This window comes from Minwuia thermotolerans (genome assembly GCF_002924445.1).
GTDB lineage: Bacteria > Pseudomonadota > Alphaproteobacteria > Minwuiales > Minwuiaceae > Minwuia > Minwuia thermotolerans.
In genome coordinates this window covers 49,507-65,019 of sequence record NZ_PIGG01000004.1, presented here as the reverse complement: position 1 = coordinate 65,019, position 15,513 = coordinate 49,507, and the positions used below count along the sequence as shown (strand labels likewise).

Annotated in this window: 14 protein-coding genes; 6 read left to right on the top strand and 8 right to left on the bottom strand. The window is 69.5% G+C overall.

What is annotated here, in order from left to right; all coding sequences use genetic code 11:
• Nucleotides 1-232: 232 nt before the first annotated feature.
• The 4 genes from CWC60_RS00370 to acs all read left to right on the top strand — a co-directional run bounded on the left by CWC60_RS00370 (nt 233) and on the right by acs (nt 5,181).
• Complete coding sequence (locus CWC60_RS00370; protein ID WP_109792079.1) at nt 233-1,192, top strand: radical SAM protein; 960 nt, start codon at nt 233-235, stop codon at nt 1,190-1,192.
• A 63-nt stretch (nt 1,193-1,255) separates the two neighbouring features.
• A complete protein-coding gene (gene apaG, locus CWC60_RS00365; protein WP_109792078.1) occupies nt 1,256-1,681 on the top strand; it encodes a Co2+/Mg2+ efflux protein ApaG in 426 nt (141 codons plus the stop codon).
• Between the two features lie 8 nt (nt 1,682-1,689).
• Nucleotides 1,690-3,141, top strand: coding sequence for a TrkH family potassium uptake protein (locus CWC60_RS00360; protein WP_109792077.1), 1,452 nt, complete (start codon nt 1,690-1,692; stop codon nt 3,139-3,141).
• A gap of 96 nt (nt 3,142-3,237) precedes the next feature.
• The gene (gene acs / locus CWC60_RS00355) at nt 3,238-5,181 is read left to right on the top strand and encodes an acetate--CoA ligase (RefSeq protein WP_109792076.1); all 1,944 of its coding nucleotides are present in this window, start codon (nt 3,238-3,240) and stop codon (nt 5,179-5,181) included.
• Here the strand turns inward: acs and CWC60_RS00350 are convergent.
• The 3 genes from CWC60_RS00350 to CWC60_RS00340 form a co-directional block, all read right to left on the bottom strand.
• A complete protein-coding gene (locus CWC60_RS00350) occupies nt 5,163-6,602 on the bottom strand; it encodes a sensor histidine kinase (protein WP_109792075.1) in 1,440 nt (479 codons plus the stop codon). The genes acs and CWC60_RS00350 overlap by 19 nt on opposite strands.
• Before the next feature lie 248 nt (nt 6,603-6,850).
• On the bottom strand, nt 6,851-7,435 hold the full coding sequence (locus tag CWC60_RS00345; protein WP_164516287.1) for an OmpA family protein: 585 nt from the start codon (nt 7,433-7,435) through the stop codon (nt 6,851-6,853).
• 19 nt (nt 7,436-7,454) lie between these two features.
• A complete protein-coding gene (locus CWC60_RS00340) occupies nt 7,455-7,892 on the bottom strand; it encodes a FecR family protein (RefSeq protein WP_164516286.1) in 438 nt (145 codons plus the stop codon).
• 210 nt (nt 7,893-8,102) lie between these two features.
• On the opposite strand from CWC60_RS00340, the gene CWC60_RS00335 reads away from it, so the two are divergent.
• Both CWC60_RS00335 and CWC60_RS00330 read left to right on the top strand, forming a co-directional pair.
• Nucleotides 8,103-9,704 carry an AMP-binding protein gene (locus tag CWC60_RS00335; RefSeq protein ID WP_109792072.1) on the top strand — a complete coding sequence of 534 codons (1,602 nt, stop codon included), beginning with the start codon at nt 8,103-8,105 and terminating at the stop codon, nt 9,702-9,704.
• 124 nt (nt 9,705-9,828) lie between these two features.
• The gene (locus tag CWC60_RS00330; RefSeq protein WP_109792071.1) at nt 9,829-11,382 is read left to right on the top strand and encodes an alkaline phosphatase D family protein; all 1,554 of its coding nucleotides are present in this window, start codon (nt 9,829-9,831) and stop codon (nt 11,380-11,382) included.
• Nucleotides 11,383-11,441: 59 nt separating this feature from the next.
• Here the strand turns inward: CWC60_RS00330 and CWC60_RS00325 are convergent, their stop codons facing one another.
• The 5 genes from CWC60_RS00325 to speB all read right to left on the bottom strand — a co-directional run bounded on the left by CWC60_RS00325 (nt 11,442) and on the right by speB (nt 15,450).
• The gene (locus CWC60_RS00325; protein WP_109792070.1) at nt 11,442-12,434 is read right to left on the bottom strand and encodes a ChaN family lipoprotein; all 993 of its coding nucleotides are present in this window, start codon (nt 12,432-12,434) and stop codon (nt 11,442-11,444) included.
• Between the two features lie 79 nt (nt 12,435-12,513).
• Complete coding sequence (locus CWC60_RS00320) at nt 12,514-12,702, bottom strand: DUF3012 domain-containing protein (protein ID WP_109792069.1); 189 nt, start codon at nt 12,700-12,702, stop codon at nt 12,514-12,516.
• Nucleotides 12,699-14,012 carry an MFS transporter gene (locus CWC60_RS00315; RefSeq protein ID WP_109792068.1) on the bottom strand — a complete coding sequence of 438 codons (1,314 nt, stop codon included), beginning with the start codon at nt 14,010-14,012 and terminating at the stop codon, nt 12,699-12,701. The genes CWC60_RS00320 and CWC60_RS00315 overlap by 4 nt, the downstream gene beginning before the upstream one ends.
• A 7-nt stretch (nt 14,013-14,019) precedes the next feature.
• Entirely contained in the window at nt 14,020-14,307 is a 288-nt protein-coding gene (locus CWC60_RS00310; RefSeq protein ID WP_109792067.1) for a ferritin family protein, read from the bottom strand.
• A gap of 126 nt (nt 14,308-14,433) precedes the next feature.
• Nucleotides 14,434-15,450 (bottom strand): agmatinase, encoded by a 1,017-nt coding sequence (speB, locus tag CWC60_RS00305; RefSeq protein WP_109792066.1) that lies wholly within the window; start codon nt 15,448-15,450, stop codon nt 14,434-14,436.
• Nucleotides 15,451-15,513 lie beyond the last annotated feature (63 nt).

The following is a 15,513-nucleotide window of genomic DNA, read 5'->3' as shown; positions in this document are numbered from 1 at the left end:
CCCGGCCTTCCCCCTCGCGAGGGGGAGGGAGTAGGCTCGGCGAAACCATTCCTCCCCCTGGGATCAGGGGGCGGTCGGCGCGGCACGCGCCGGGAGGGGGGTCGGGCGGCGCCGGCGCCCTCATAACGCCGCTTCACCGCTGCGTGAATCGGCGGTGCTGCAAGTTGACACCGGGGCCGGCGCAGCCAAGCTTCCGGACTTCAAAGGAAAACGCCGCCGAACGGGAGACAACATGACCGACGCCGCCGCCCAGCAGAGGGCGCCCGGGCTGGACCCCGCCAAGTTCCGCGATCCCGAAATCACCGCCGACGGCTCGGCCCGCGCCTCGGTGGCGCTGGACCGCCTGCAGACGCTCTGGTTCAACACCGGCACGCTCTGCAATCTCGAATGCGTCAATTGCTACATCGAATCCAGCCCCACCAACGACCGGCTGCAATATCTGCCTCTGGCCGAGGCGGAGCGGTTCATGGACGAGCTGGACCGCGACTTCCGCGCCGTCGAGATCGGCTTCACCGGCGGCGAGCCGTTCATGAATCCGGATTTCATGGCGATGCTGGAATCGGCGCTGGTGCGCGGCTACCGGGCGCTGGTGCTGACCAACGCCATGCGGCCGATGATGAAGCGCGCCGGGGAACTGCTGGCGCTGCGCGAGCGCTTCGGCGAGCGGCTGCATGTCCGGGTCTCGATTGACCACTATTCGCGGGAACTGCACGATCTGGAGCGCGGCGCCGGCGCATGGGACCGGATGCTGCCGGGCCTCGACTGGCTGGCGGCGAACGGCTTCCGCCTCTCGGTCGCCGGCCGGACCTTCTGGAAGGAGTCCGAAGACAGCCTGCGCGAAGGTTTCGGACGCTTCCTGGCGGCCCGCGGCATCGGCCTCGACGCGGCAGACCCGGAACGGCTGGTGCTGTTCCCGGAAATGGACGCCGCCGCCGACGTGCCGGAGATCACCACCGCCTGCTGGGGCATCCTGGACGTTGAGCCCTCGTCCATGATGTGCGCCAGCTCGCGCATGGTGATCCACCGCAAGGGCGCGCCCTCGGCGACCGTGGCGCCTTGCACCCTGCTGCCCTACGAGACCGGCCTGGAGATGGGCCGGACCCTGGCCGAGGCCCGCGCCGAAGTGAAGCTGAACCACCCGCACTGCGCCAGGTTCTGCGTGCTGGGCGGCGGTTCCTGCTCCCGGGCCTGAGCGGAAAACGGCGGGGCGGTCACGGGCTGGCAAGTTCCCCCGGAATCATGCTCAATAGCGGACATGGCCAGTGACCCGACATTCGACAGCCAGGGGCGCTACGTCGCCGTGACCCGCGGCGTGACCGTGCGCGTCAAGCCGGCCTATCTGCCGCGCCAGTCCGACCCCGAGAGCGGCCGGCACGTCTGGGCCTACGAGGTCACGATCGAGAACGGCGGCAGCGAGACCGTGCAGCTTCTCAACCGCCACTGGCGCATCACCGACGGACACGGCCGCGTCGAGATCGTGGACGGCCCCGGCGTCGTGGGCGAGCAGCCGGTCCTGCAGCCCGGTCAGCGCCACACCTATGCCAGCGGCTGTCCCCTGCCGACGCCGAGCGGAATCATGGTCGGCCACTACGAGATGGTGAACGAGAAGGGCGAACGCTTCCTGGTCGAGATACCGGCCTTCTCCCTGGATCTGCCGGGCGGCGACCGGGCCGTGAACTAGGGCCGATCATGGAGGGCGCGCGGGGGGTCCTGCTGATCAACGGCGTGCTGGTCGTCCTGCTGGGCCTCGCCATGCTGGCGCCCATGCTGGTGGACCTCGCCTACGGTCACAGGGACTATCTGGTGTTCCTGTCCTCGGCCGCGGTGACCGTCTTCGCCGGCGGCGCGGTGGTGACGTCGACCTTCAGCCGGGGCCTGCAGCTCAACGTGCGCCAGGCGTTCATCCTGACCACCAGCGTCTGGGTGGTGCTGCCGGCCTTTGCGGCGCTGCCCTTCCTGTTCTGCGAACTCCGCATGTCCTACACCGACTCCTATTTCGAGGCGATGTCGGGCCTGACGACCACCGGTTCGACGGTGATCGTCGGCCTGGACGGCGCGCCGCCGGGCATCCTGATCTGGCGCGCCATCCTGCAATGGCTGGGCGGCGTCGGCATCATCGTCACGGCCATCGCCGTGCTGCCGGTGCTCAGGGTCGGCGGCATGCAGCTCTTCCGCACCGAAAGCTCGGAGAAGCACGAGAAGGATCTGCCGCGGGCGGCGCAGATCGCGGCCGCGACGGTTATCGTCTACGTGATCCTGAGCATCGCCTGCACCGCGGCGTTGTGGTTCGCCGGGCTGAGCGCTTTCGACGCCATCGCCCATGCCATGACGACGGTCGCCACGGGCGGTTTCTCGACCTCCGACAGCTCGGTCGGCGGGCTCGCCAACGCCGCCGCCGAATGGATCATAATCGTCTTCATGACGCTCAGCGCGATGCCGTTCATCCTCTATCTGCAGGTCGTCCGCGGCCGGCCGGCCGCGTTCTGGCGCGACACCCAGGTGCGCTGGTTCCTGGCCACCATCGCCGGGGCGACGGCGCTGGTGCTGCTGCTCTCCGGCGTCCGCGGCCTCGCCGGGACGGAACTCGAGGCGGTTCGGCTGAGCGCCTTCAACACCATCTCCGTCATTACCGGCACGGGCTATGCCAGCGGCGACTATGGCGGCTGGGGCCGGGCGGTGATCGTGCTGTTCTTCTTCTACACCTTCATCGGCGGCTGCGCCGGCTCGACCTCCTGCGGCATCAAGATCTTCCGTTTCCGGGTGATGTTCGAAAGCGCCCGGGTGCAGATCCATCAGCTTGTCCAGCCCAATGCGGTGATGGTGCCGCGCTTCAACGGCCGGGCCCTGGAGACCCACGTCATCGACGCGGTGATGAGCTTCTTCTTCCTGTTCGCCATGGTCTTCGGCGTGCTCGCCTTCCTGCTGACCCTGACCGGCCTGGACATGACCACGGCGCTGTCGGGCGCGGCGACGGCGGTCGCCAATGTCGGTCCCGGTCTGGGCGACATCATCGGCCCGGCGGGCACGTTCAAGCCGCTGCCCGATTCGGCGAAGTGGATGCTGGCGGCGGGCATGCTGCTCGGCCGGCTGGAGTTGTTCACGGTGCTGGTGCTGTTCACCCGGCGGTTCTGGCGGACCTGAGCATTGACCTTGCGGCGCCTTGCCGCCTTACATTGTGGCAGGCGCGGCGGGAAAACCGGCGCAAGCAGACAAGACAGTCCGAGGGAGGCCCGATCCATGAGCGCAGACCTGCACCCCGTCCCCGACGAGTGGGCCAGGACGGCCAAGATCGACAACGACAAGTATCAGGAGATGTACCGCGCCTCGATCGAGGATCCGGAAACCTTCTGGGGCGAACAGGGACGCCGCATCACCTGGTTCCGCGACTACACGAAGATCCGCGACGTCTCCTACGACGCCGACGATCTGCACATCCGCTGGTACGAGGACGGCACGCTGAACGCCGCCTACAACTGCCTCGACCGGCACCTGGCCGACAAGGGCGACCAGCCGGCGATCATCTGGGAGGGCGACGAGCCCGACACCGACGAGACCGTCACCTACCGCGACCTGCACGCGCGCGTCGGCCGCCTGGCCAACGGGCTGAAGGCGCTGGGCGTCAGCAAGGGCGACCGGGTGACGATCTACATGCCGATGATCATCGAGGCGGCGGTGGCCATGCTGGCCTGCGCCCGCATCGGCGCGATCCATTCGGTGGTGTTCGGCGGCTTCTCGCCGGATTCGCTGGCCGGGCGCATCCAGGACTGCGAGAGCAACTGCGTGATCACCGCCGACGAGGGCGTGCGCGGCGGCCGCCGGATTCCGCTGAAGGCCAACACCGACGCCGCGCTGGCGGAGTGTCCCGGCGTCGAGCATGTCGTCGTCGTGCGCCATACCGGCGGCGATGTCGCCTGGAAGGATGGCCGCGACGTCTGGTACCACGAACTGGTCGAGGGCCAGTCGGATGACTGCCCGGCCGAGGAGATGAACGCCGAGGATCCGCTGTTCATCCTCTATACCTCCGGCTCGACGGGCAAGCCGAAGGGCGTCATGCACACCACCGGCGGCTACATGGTCTACACCTCGATGACGCACGAATACGTCTTCGACTACCGCCCGGGCGACATCTACTGGTGCACCGCGGATGTCGGCTGGGTGACGGGCCACAGCTACATCCTCTACGGCCCGCTGGCCAACGGGGCGACCACGCTGATGTTCGAGGGCGTGCCGAACTACCCGGATGTCTCCCGCTTCTGGCAGGTCTGCGACAAGCACAACGTGCAGATCTTCTACACCGCGCCGACGGCGATCCGCGCCCTGATGGGCGCCGGGCCCGACCCGGTGAAGAAGACCTCGCGCAAGTCGCTCAGGCTGCTCGGCACGGTCGGCGAGCCGATCAATCCGGAGGCCTGGAACTGGTACTATGACGTGGTCGGCGAGGGCCGCTGCCCGATCGTCGACACCTGGTGGCAGACCGAGACCGGCGGCATCCTGATCAGCCCGCTGCCGGGCGCCACCGATCTCAAGCCCGGATCGGCGACGCGGCCCTTCTTCGGCATCAGGCCGATCCTGGTCGACGAGTTCGGCAAGGAGCTCGAAGGCGCGGTCAGCGGCAATCTGTGCATTACCGAGAGCTGGCCCGGCCAGATGCGGACGGTCTACGGCGACCACGAGCGCTTCGTGCAGACCTATTTCTCGACCTATCCGGGCCGCTATTTCACCGGCGACGGGGCGCGGCGCGACGAGGACGGCTATTTCTGGATCACCGGCCGCGTCGACGATGTGATCAACGTCTCCGGCCACCGCATGGGCACCGCCGAGGTGGAGAGCGCCCTGGTCGCCCACGACAAGGTCTCGGAAGCCGCGGTGGTGGGCTATCCCCACGACCTCAAGGGCCAGGGCATCTACGCCTATGTCACGCTGATGGCCGGTGAATCGCCCAACGACGATCTGCGCAAGGAACTGGTGCAGTGGGTGCGCAAGGAGATCGGCCCGATCGCCTCGCCGGACCTGATCCAGTGGGCGCCGGGCCTGCCCAAGACGCGCTCGGGCAAGATCATGCGTCGCATCCTGCGCAAGATCGCCGAGGACGATTACGGCAGCCTGGGGGACACCTCGACGCTGGCCGATCCGGCGGTGGTCGACGACCTGATCGAGAACCGTCAGAACCGGCGCGACTGACCGCCGGCCCCGGCCGCGACGCCGCCGGCGGACGCCGGCTTCTGCCCGGCCGGCGCCGGCTGATCGGCCAGCGGCAGGGTGACGGTCACCGACGTGCCCGCGCCGGGCGCGCTCTCGATGGTCATGGTCCCCCGGTAGGAGGCGATCAGGTCGCGGCAGAAGGTGAGGCCGAGTCCCGTGCCCTTCTCGCCGGAGGTGCCGGAGCTGGAATAGCGGATCTCCGGCGCGTTGACCTTCTCCAGCGTGGTCCCGGCCATGCCGACGCCGTCGTCGCGGATCACCAGCCGGGCCTGACCGCCGCTGCGCCCGATCTCGACGCCGACCGTGCCGCCGGGGCGGGTGAACTTCAGCGCATTGGCCAGCAGGTTGCGGACGATGGTCTCGACGCCCAGCGGATGGGCCAGCACGACGATGTCGCCGCCGCCGCCGGGCGGCTCGAAGTTCACGCCCTTGGCCTCGAAGGCGCTGGCCAGTGGCGCATGGCCGGCGGCGACCGCGGCGTTCAGGTCGACGGGCTCGCGCTCCAGGTCGCGCGGCTGGCTCTGCGTCCAGGCCAGCAGGCTGTCGACCAGGTCATGGGCCTGGCGGGCGGCGACGTGGATGTCGTCGGCCATCTCGAGCGCGCTTTCGGTCCGGCCCATGCGGGCCAGATGGCGCATCGCCTCGGTGCCTCCGACCAGGCTGTTGAAGGGCGTCTTCAGGTCGTGCGCCAGCAGCGAGATCAGGCGGTCGCGGCGCCGCACCTCGGCGCGGAGCGTGACCGACATGCGCCCGGTGAGCAGGCTCAGCGCCCAGAGGGCGTAGAACAGGGAGACGACTTCGAGACCCGCGACGGTGGTCGCCACCGGGCCGGAGAGATTGAGTATCTCGTCGAACTGGTGGCCGCTGACGACCTCCACCGTCACCACCGCCAGCACGATCCCGAAGACCCCGGAGATGCCGGCGGCGGGAATGCGGCTGCCATTGCCGATCTGACGCCGCGATTTCCAGGGCCGCAGCGAGACGACCAGCCAGAAGCAGAGGGCCGCGCCGGCGGACATGGTGACCGCCAGGCGCATGCGGGCGTCCGGATCGCCCAGATAGAACCACCCGGCGCCGAGACCAACCGCGGCGACGACCGCCAGCAGCGGCCGGATCGTGACCGGACGCGACAGGAAGGCGCGGGTGCCGAGGATGGCGGTGGCGAAACCGCCCACGATCAGCATGTCGCTCACGACGACCGAGATGAAGCCCGGAATGACCTCGCGCAGCGCCACCAGCAGGGAGCCCAGGGCCACCGATGCGAAGCCCAGGGACCACAGGCGCGCGGCGACGGCCGCCGACCGCACGGGCGGCCGCCGCTGCATCCACAGGAAGTAGGCCGTCGCCAGATTGGTCGCGAAGGCAACGACCTGAATTGTGCCGATATCCAGTTCGATCACGCCGGCCTCGGGGTCCAGGAGTCGAATCCCATAGGCCGCGCCCCGCTAAGAAACGGTGAAGACAATTTCGTTTCCCGGGTGGTTCCGCTGTTTGATCGAGCGGCCCCTCACCCGGCGCGTCACCCCCCCCCGCTGTGCGGGGGTCCGGAGCGGTTTCGCCGCAAGTCGACGGTCCTGACCGGATGCCCGCACGGGGGCGGGCATGACACCGAAGCTCCACTGGCGATTCAATTTCCCCGAGGATTGTTCTAGCGGACGATGACCTCGGCGCGGCGGTTGAGTTCGGAGCGGCGGTCCTCTCCCGGCTCCAGCGGCTCGCGCTCGCCGCGGCCCCAGATCTCGATGCGGCCGGCCTCCAGGCCGGCGGCGACGAGCTGCTCGCGCACCGCCTCGGCGCGGCGGAGCGAGAGCGCGTCGTTGTAGCCGTCCTCGCCCGCCGTGTCGGTGTGGCCGACGATCACCACGTCGGCCGGCGCGTGTTCCTCGATGGCCGCGGCGATCCGGGGGATCAGCGCCAGCGAATCCGCGTCCAGCACGTCGGAGCCGAACTCGTAGCGCAGCGTGAACTGCTTCGGCGCCCGGGGCATGGCGCCGATGGCGGCCCCGTAGTCGCGTTCGACCGCGGCGGCGTCGGTCCGGTCCACTGTCGCCTGTCCGCTCTTGGCGACGCGGGCGCGCTGGAAGGCGTCGGCGATGACGACCTCCTCGCTGCCGGGATTGACGGCGATCTGGCCGACGCTGCCGTCGTCGTCGGCCAGCAGGACGATCTCGTCCTCGGTGGCGCAGGCGGCCAGCAGCAATGCCGCGGCCAAGGCGATGACTGTTCTGTGCATGGTCATGTCTTCCGCCGCCTCAGTCCGCAACGCGCATCAGGAAGCGCGTGCCGCGCACCGCCAGCACCGTGTGCGGCGTCTCCACCAGCATCTGGTCGCGGCCGCGCTTGGCCAGCCGGCCCGACCGCGCCGAGAGCGACCCGCGCTCCAGCCGGCTGCGGAACGCGCCTTCGTTGGTGGTGGGGTTGAAGCTGTAGCCGGCGACCGCGAAACTGCTCGACGGGCCCAGCGCGATCAGCGAATTGTCGGTGAAGGTGAGACCCGCCGTGGCCTCCGGGCCGGTATGGACGACGTCCTTCTCGGCAATGCGGAAGCCGGGGGCCGCCGGCAGGCGGTCGCCGCCGCGCTCCACCTCGACCTTGCCCTCGACGGTCTTCACCGTCGCCACGTAGTCGGCCGCCATGGCGGCGGGCGCGGCAAGCGCCCCGGCCAGCAGGCAGATCGTCAGAAGCCGCATCGTGATGTCCTCCCTCGCGGGCTGTGGCGGATCACCCTTCCCCGGCGGCATTGAAGCGCAACGCGGCCACGAAGGCCAACAGCAATGGGACGTGGCGGACATCACAGAGCGGTCATTCGGACGGGGCCAGCCGGTCATCGCCGCCCCATTGGCAAGCGTGGCGAAAGCTGCAACGCTCGGGTTTCAACGATCTCCGGGGAGGGACGATCCATGCAGGTGCACGATCCACGCATACCGGCCTTCGAGGACTGCGTCGTGCCGGAGATGCTGAAGAAGCAGGCGGCCCGCCAGCCCGGCAAGGTCTACGCGGTCTTCGAGGACGGCGAGGAGTGGACCTATGCCGAGATGCTGTCCAGGGCGCGCCGCGCCGCCGCCGGCTTCCGGGCGCTGGGCGTCGAACGCGGCGATCATGTGCTCTCCTGGCTGCCCAACGGGCGGGAGGCGCTGCTCACCTGGTTCGGACTCAACATGCTGGGCGCGGTCTACGTGCCGGTGAACACCAGCTATCGCGGCGGCCTGCTGGAGCATGTCGTGGCGCTCTCCGACGCCAGGCTGATCGTCGTCCACAGCCAGCTCATGGGCCGGCTCGCCGACATCGACCGGGCGCGGCTCACGGACGCCATCGTCGTCGGCGGCGAAGCGGCGGCGATCGAGGGGCTGACGGCGCATCCGGCCGAGGCCCTGCAGCCCGGGGAGGAGGCGGAGGCCGAGGAGCCGGTGACGCCCTGGGAGAGCCAGTACATCATCTTCACCTCCGGCACGACGGGGCCGTCCAAGGCCGTGCTCTCGCCCTATCTGCAGGCCTACGCCATGTCCTGCGAGAGCTATCATTTCCTGAACGCCGAGGACCGGGTGCTGGTCAACCTGCCGCTGTTCCATGTCGGCGGCACCATCTTCGTCTACGTCATGCTCCATCACGGCGGCTCGGTGCTGATCGAGGAAGGTTTCCGCACCGACGGCTTCTGGGAGACGGTGCGCCGCCACGAGGTCACAGCCACCTGCCTGGTGGGCGCCATGACGCCATTCCTGCTCAAGCTGCCGCCATCGAACCGCGACCGCGATCACCCGATGCGGTCCATCGTGACGATCCCGTGGAACGAGGACTCGCTGGCGCTGGGCAAGCGCTATGGGGTCGACATGTACACCGGCTTCAACATGACCGAGATCTCGTCCCCCATCGTCTCCGAGGCCAATCCGCCGGCGCTCGGCACCTGCGGCAAGTCCCGCGAGGGCGTCGAGGTGCGCGTGGTCGACGACAATGACTGCGAGGTCCCGCCCGGCGTCGTCGGCGAGCTGATCGTGCGCACGGACCGGCCCTGGGCGATGAACGCGGGCTGCTACAAGAACCCGGAGGCGACGGCGAAGGCCTGGCGGAACGGCTGGTTCCACACCGGCGACGCGTTCCGCTACGACGAGCAGGGCAACTTCTTCTTCGTCGACCGCATCAAGGACGCGATCCGCCGCCGCGGCGAGAACATCTCGTCCTTCGAGGTGGAATCGGAGGTGACGCAGTTCGCCGCCGTGCGCGAGGCCGCGGCGATCCCCGTGCCCAGCGAGTTCAACGAGGACGAGGTGATGGTCGTGGTCGCGCCGTCGCCGGGCCAGACCATCGACGCGGAGGAACTGTTCCGCTTCCTGGAGCCGCGCATGGCGCACTTCATGCTGCCGCGCTTCATCCGCGTCGTCGACGACCTGCCCAAGACGCCGACCCAGAAGGTGCAGAAGGTGAAGCTGAAGGAGGACGGCATCACCCCCGACACCTGGGACCGCGAGAAGGCCGGCATCAAGGTGAAGCGGGAAGCCATCGGGTAGGCCGCCGTCCCCCTTCACCGCCGCGTCACCGATCCTTCACCGCTCGGTCATCGGTGCTTCATCGCCGGGTCACGGACCGGCCGTAGTCTCCCCCCGGAACCGGTCATCCAGGGGGATTGCAAAAATGACCATCAGCCGCCGCACCTTCGTCAAGGGCTCCGCCGCTGCGGGACTCGTCATCGCCGCACCGGCGATCAGCTACGCCAGCGCCCGTCCCGTGGTCACCCACGGCGTGCAGTCAGGTGATGTCGACGCCGCGTCGGGCGTCATCTGGGCGCGCGCCGACCGGCCGGCCCGGGCCTATGTGGAAGTGGCGACCACCGACAGTTTCGCCAACGCCCGCCGACTGGCGCCGCTGGACGTCCTCGCCGAGGGCGACTTCGCCATGAAGCGCCTGCTGAACGGCCTGCCGGCCGGGCAGGACATCTTCTACCGCATCGCCTTCGAGGACCTGACCGGCGGCCGCGCGCGGTCGGAGCCGGTCGTCGGCCATTTCCGCACCGCCCCGGCGGCGCGTCGCAATGTCCGTTTCGCCTGGTCGGGGGACACCGCCGGTCAGGGTTGGGGCATCGACACCGGCCGCGGCGGCATGGCGACCTACAGCACCATGGCCCGCCACCAGCCGGATTTCTTCATCCATTCCGGCGACACCATCTACGCCGACGGCCCGATCGCGGCGGCGAAGAAGATGCCTGACGGCGGCACCTGGAATTCGCTGGTCGCCGAGGGCGTGGAAAAGGTCGCCGAGAGCCTCGACGAGTTCCGCGGCCGCTGGAAGTACAACCTGCTGGACGAGCACGTCCGGGCCATGAACGCGCACGTGCCGACCTTCTTCCAGTGGGACGACCATGAGGTCGTCAACAACTGGTCGGCCGCCAAGGATCTTTCCGGCGACGACCGCTACGCGGTCAAGGACGTGGCGCTGCTGACGGCACGGGCCGGCCGCGCATTCCACGAGATGACGCCGATCCGCTACACCCCGGCGGAGCCGGGCCGGGTATACCGCAAGATCTCCTACGGCCCGATGCTCGATGTCTTCTTCATCGATCTGCGCTCCTACCGCGGGCCGAACAGCGCCGGCATGCAGAAGACGCTGACCGACGAGGCCCGCATCCTGGGCGAGGCGCAGCTCGCCTGGCTGAAGCGGGAGCTGGTGAATTCGCGGGCCACCTGGAAGGTGATCGCGTCCGACATGCCCCTCGGCCTGGTGGTCTGGGACCGCCACGGCGACGAGAAGCGCGTCGAGGCCGTCGCCAACGGCGACAACGGCGCCGCGAGGGGCCGGGAGCTGGAGATCGCGGAGCTGCTGCGCTTCATCAAGGCCGGCGGCATCCGCAATACGGTGTGGCTGACGGCCGACGTCCATTACACGGCGGCGCACGAATACCATCCGGACCGCGCGCGGTTTCAGGACTTCGACCCGTTCTGGGAGTTCGTCTCCGGCCCGCTGCATGCCGGCACCTTCGGTCCCAACGACCTCGACATGACGTTCGGGCCGGAAGTGAAGTACCAGAAGGCGCCGACCGCAGAGCAGGGCGCCAACCTGCCACCGTCCATGGGCCTGCAGTTCTTCGGCCTGGTCGACATCGACGGCATCAGCGAGCAGCTGACCGTGCGGTTGATGGACCGCGCGGACAACGAACTCCACAAGGTCACGCTGGATCCGCAGCGGGCCTGACGCCGAACCGACTGCCCGGCCCTCCCTCTTCCCGGAAGGGGGAGGGTGCGGGCGCGTCGCTATTCCCTGCCGAAGCTGAAGCCCGCGCAGCGGTCGGGGCTGGGGGTCAGGGCGGTGAAGATCACGAAGTCGAACTGGCGGGCATTGTCGACATAGGCGGCGGCCGCGGTTTCGCCGGGAACGGCCTCGATCAGGCCGATGCTCACCGCGTCCGGGTTGGTGCCGAGATAGATCGGCACGCCCCGGTCGGCGCGGACATGGCCGTTGCCGGCGATCAGCACCGCGCCATCGCCGGCGTCGGCCTGCAGCAGCGCGGCGGCCATGGCGGCGTCGCGGCTGCGCTGGATGCGGTTCATGGGCGCCAGCATGCGTTCGGGCATGACGCCGCAATGGCCCTCCACCAGATCGAGGTTGAGCGCTGTTTCCTCGCGCTGGCTCCAGGGCGCGACGCGCAGCAGCCGTGCGGTCACGGGATCGGTCAGGGCCGACAGCCCGTCGCGCATCAGCCGGCCCACGGTGGCGCGGTCGAAGTTGGCGGCGTGCTGCGGCAGGCCGGCGGCCATCGCCACCTCCGCGATGGGGCGGTAGGTTTCCCATTCGGGCCAGCCGGATTCGGCCCAGCCCACGGCGTCGCCAAGGCCGGCGGCGTCGGCGCCGGGGCGGGCCAGATAGGCCTGCAGCGCATCTTCGCGGGCGAAGTCGATCATCTCCCAGACCACGGCGGGCCGCCGGTCGGCGCGCACGAGCTCGGCCAGTATGCCGGCCTGCAGGCGGTGGTGGTCGGGATTGTCGTGCTTCTCACCGATCAGGACGAAGCGCGTGCCGGCGATATGGCGCGCCAGCTCCGCCTCGCTGGCCTCCCGGCCTTCGCCGGGAATCCAGATGCGCCCGATCAGCGGGTGTGCGCGGCGGCCGCTCTCCTGCACGTTGAGCAGCGGCGGCAGCGCAGCTTCGGATCCGGCGCCGCGGCCGTCGCCGGCGCCCTGTTCGGCGCAGGCGGCGAGCAGCAGAAGGCCCGTCAGAAGGGCGGCGATGCGTGACAGAAAAGACATCGGACTCCAATTGGGTTCCCGTGCGGATTCGCCAAGGCGCGCCCGAGCCTCGTTCAATGGCTCTGGCCGGACGCCGCCGTCATTCCTTCGGCATCTTGATGATGCAGTTCTTCGTGAACTCGGCGGTCTCGTTGAGCGTCCATTCGCCCTTCGGCTTTTCCTCCATCCCGGCGCACCATTCGTCGCTGCCCACTTCGGGCTCACAGGCCGCCGCGAGCGCCAGAAGCGCCGCCGCGGCGCCCCATTTCGCCAGACCAGTCGCCCTCATTCCTTCTGCACCTCCTCAAGGCCAAGCGCGACCACCGAGGCCGCGACGCACATTGCCGCGAACAGGGCCAGCACCGCCGCCTCGCCGAAGGCCGAGGCGAGGAAGCCGACGCCCGCGCCCGCCAGCAATAACACGCCGATGATGGTGTTGGAGAGGGCCGTGTAGGCCGCGCGGCTGTCGCGGCCGGCCATGTCGGTCAGATGCGTCGCCCGCGCCAGCCGCACGCCCTGATAGGCGAGCTGCAGCAAGAACAGCAGCGCCGGCAGCACCCAGCCGGCCTTGTCGATCTCCCCGCCGGTGCGGTCGAGGAGCACCGCGAGCACGAAGGCCAGCGCCGCCAGCAGTCCGGCGGCGATCAGCACCTTGCGGCTGGAGCGGTCCGAGGCGCGGCCCCAGACATAGCCGCCCAGGATCGCTGCCGCCGAGGAGGCGATCAGGAACAGGCCGAGGCCGCCCAGGCCGCCGGACTCCTCCGCCGCGCCGGCCAGCGCCAGCAGATAGGGCGGCGCCAGCGCCGTGGCGATCAGCAGCGCGCGGACGACGATGAACCGCACCAGCTGCCCGTCCGTGCGCAGCAGGCCGAACTGCGCGATCGCCACCCGGAAGGGATTGCCGCCGCCCTCGGTCGCCCCGGGCTCTTCCTTCAGGGTCGTGAAGACGCCGGCGGCGGCGATCCAGAGCCCGCCGGCGACGAACAGCACCACGGCGATGACCTCGACGTTCTTGGGCAGTATTCCGGCACCCAGCAGCAGCCCGAAGGCCAGCACGCCCGCTGAGGCGAGGCTGCCGGCCGTGCCGGTCGCGGTGCCGCGCGTCGACTTGGAAACCGTCTTGCCCAGCACGTCCTTGTAGCTCACCGAGCAGGCGCTGCGGGCCAGGGCGAAGACCGCGAGCAGGCCGACGATGGCCCAGCCGGCGGCTGCGCCCTCCAGCGTCAGCGCCGCCAGGCCGATCCCGGTCACTGCTGCGCCCTGGACCAGCGAGCCGCCGGCCCAGACCCACTTGCGCTGCGGCAGGGAGCGGATGCGCGCGGCGATGAAAAGCTGCGGCAGCAGGGCGCCCGCCTCCCGGATCGGCACCAGGAAGCCGATCAGATAGACCGGCGCGCCCAGCGCGCCCATCAGCCAGGCCAGCACCAGCTTGGGGTCGATCAGCCCGTCGCCCAGCTTGGTCGCCGCCAGACTGATGACGTGGCGCATGAAGTTCTCGGGCTGCGCGTTGCAGGCGCTTTCGGGGATGTCGCGGCAGACCCGGCCCTCGTCTTCCGACGTCAGGACAGCGTAGGCGCGCTGGACGGCGGTCTCGGCCATGGCGGGATCAGTGGTCCGAAATCTCGCCGTCCTTGAACAGGAACTCGCGCAGATTGGCGTCGAAGTCCTTGGAGTTGCGGCGGATCCACTCGAGGACCATGGCGGCGTGCTCCATCTCCTCGCGCATGTTGTGGAGCAGGATTTCCTTCAGCTGCTCGTCGTCGCAGTCGTCGGCGCGCTGGCGGTACCAGTCGACCGCCTCCATCTCCTCCATCAGGGAGACGATGGCGTGGTGCATGTGCAGGGTCTCTTTCGACAGCCGCTCGCGCGGCGCGTGCAGGTTCTCGCTCGACATGAATTCCCTCCCGGTCGGTGGCGCGGGCCGCCGCCCCTCGCGTGACCCCGCTACGGAGTGTCGCCCAATCCGGATCGCCGGACTCTGGCGCACAATGGCGCACCTCGGCACCCGGCGTGTCGGCGCTCAGGCGGGCCGCGCCATCAGGGTGAGGATCTCGAACAGCATCTGCCCGCCCGTCAGCGCGGTGTTGGTGGATGGGTCATATTGCGGCGCGATCTCGACCACGTCGCCGCCGACGATGTCGAGCCCGTCCAGGCCGCGCAGGATCGCCTGGGCCTCGCGCGGGGTCAGGCCGCCGACCTCCGGCGTGCCGGTGCCCGGCGCGTAGACGGGATCGAGCCCGTCGACGTCGAAGCTGACATAGACCGGGCCGCCGCCCACCACCTCGCGCGCCTTCGCCGCCACGGCTTCCGGGCCCATCGCGGTCACGTCCTCGATGTGCAGCACGGTCATGCCGGCGTCGTACGAGAACTCCCAGATGATCTCCGAGGAGCCGCGGATGCCGATCTGGATCGTGCGCTCGGGGTCCAGCACGCCCGCCAGCACCGCCTGGCGGAAGGGCCCGCCATGGTGGAACTTCGAATAGTCGTACTCGCCGCCGGTGTCGCAATGGGCGTCGATATGGACCATGCCCAGCGGCCGGCCGTCGCCCAGCGCCTTCATGATCGGGTAGGTAATGGAGTGGTCCCCGCCGACCGAGAGCGGCCGCACGCCGGCGTCGCGGACCTTGCGGTAATGCGCCTCGATGTCCTCGATGCACATCTCCAGGCTGAAGCGGCTGCGGAAGTCGACATCGCCGGTGTCGGCCACCTTCGCCTCGGCGAAGGGTGCGCGGCGCAGCACGTGGTGATAGGGGCCGATGCGTTCGATGTCGCGCACCGCCCGCGGGCCGAAGCGGGCGCCGGGCCGGTTGGTGACGCCGAGATCCATGGGCACGCCGATCAGGGCGATGTCGAGGCCGTCCAGGCTGCCGGCGATCGGCGCGTCCAGCAGGGTGGGGATGCCCGCATAGGGCGGCTTGCGCCGCTGCGGATCGGCGAAGACGATCTCCGCCGCCCGCCTCAGTTCCGGATCGAAGATGTCGCCGCCCCTGGCGTCGGCGTATTTCGCCCTGAGCCGCTCGAGATTGTCGCGATCCATGACGTCTCTCCCTGGTCCGTGCGCAGCGGGAAGGTACCCGTTCCTGCGCCCTGCCGCCATGGG

Coding starts and splice junctions, on each gene's coding strand:
- speB (WP_109792066.1), bottom strand. CDS start 15,450: ATGGATCGCGACAATCTCGAGCGGCTCAGGGCGAAATACGCCGACGCC.
- CWC60_RS00360 (WP_109792077.1), top strand. CDS start 1,690: ATGGAGGGCGCGCGGGGGGTCCTGCTGATCAACGGCGTGCTGGTCGTC.
- CWC60_RS00340 (WP_164516286.1), bottom strand. CDS start 7,892: ATGCGGCTTCTGACGATCTGCCTGCTGGCCGGGGCGCTTGCCGCGCCC.
- CWC60_RS00335 (WP_109792072.1), top strand. CDS start 8,103: ATGCAGGTGCACGATCCACGCATACCGGCCTTCGAGGACTGCGTCGTG.
- CWC60_RS00330 (WP_109792071.1), top strand. CDS start 9,829: ATGACCATCAGCCGCCGCACCTTCGTCAAGGGCTCCGCCGCTGCGGGA.
- CWC60_RS00310 (WP_109792067.1), bottom strand. CDS start 14,307: ATGTCGAGCGAGAACCTGCACGCGCCGCGCGAGCGGCTGTCGAAAGAG.
- CWC60_RS00325 (WP_109792070.1), bottom strand. CDS start 12,434: ATGTCTTTTCTGTCACGCATCGCCGCCCTTCTGACGGGCCTTCTGCTG.
- CWC60_RS00320 (WP_109792069.1), bottom strand. CDS start 12,702: ATGAGGGCGACTGGTCTGGCGAAATGGGGCGCCGCGGCGGCGCTTCTG.
- CWC60_RS00315 (WP_109792068.1), bottom strand. CDS start 14,012: ATGGCCGAGACCGCCGTCCAGCGCGCCTACGCTGTCCTGACGTCGGAA.
- acs (WP_109792076.1), top strand. CDS start 3,238: ATGAGCGCAGACCTGCACCCCGTCCCCGACGAGTGGGCCAGGACGGCC.
- CWC60_RS00370 (WP_109792079.1), top strand. CDS start 233: ATGACCGACGCCGCCGCCCAGCAGAGGGCGCCCGGGCTGGACCCCGCC.
- apaG (WP_109792078.1), top strand. CDS start 1,256: ATGGCCAGTGACCCGACATTCGACAGCCAGGGGCGCTACGTCGCCGTG.
- CWC60_RS00345 (WP_164516287.1), bottom strand. CDS start 7,435: ATGCACAGAACAGTCATCGCCTTGGCCGCGGCATTGCTGCTGGCCGCC.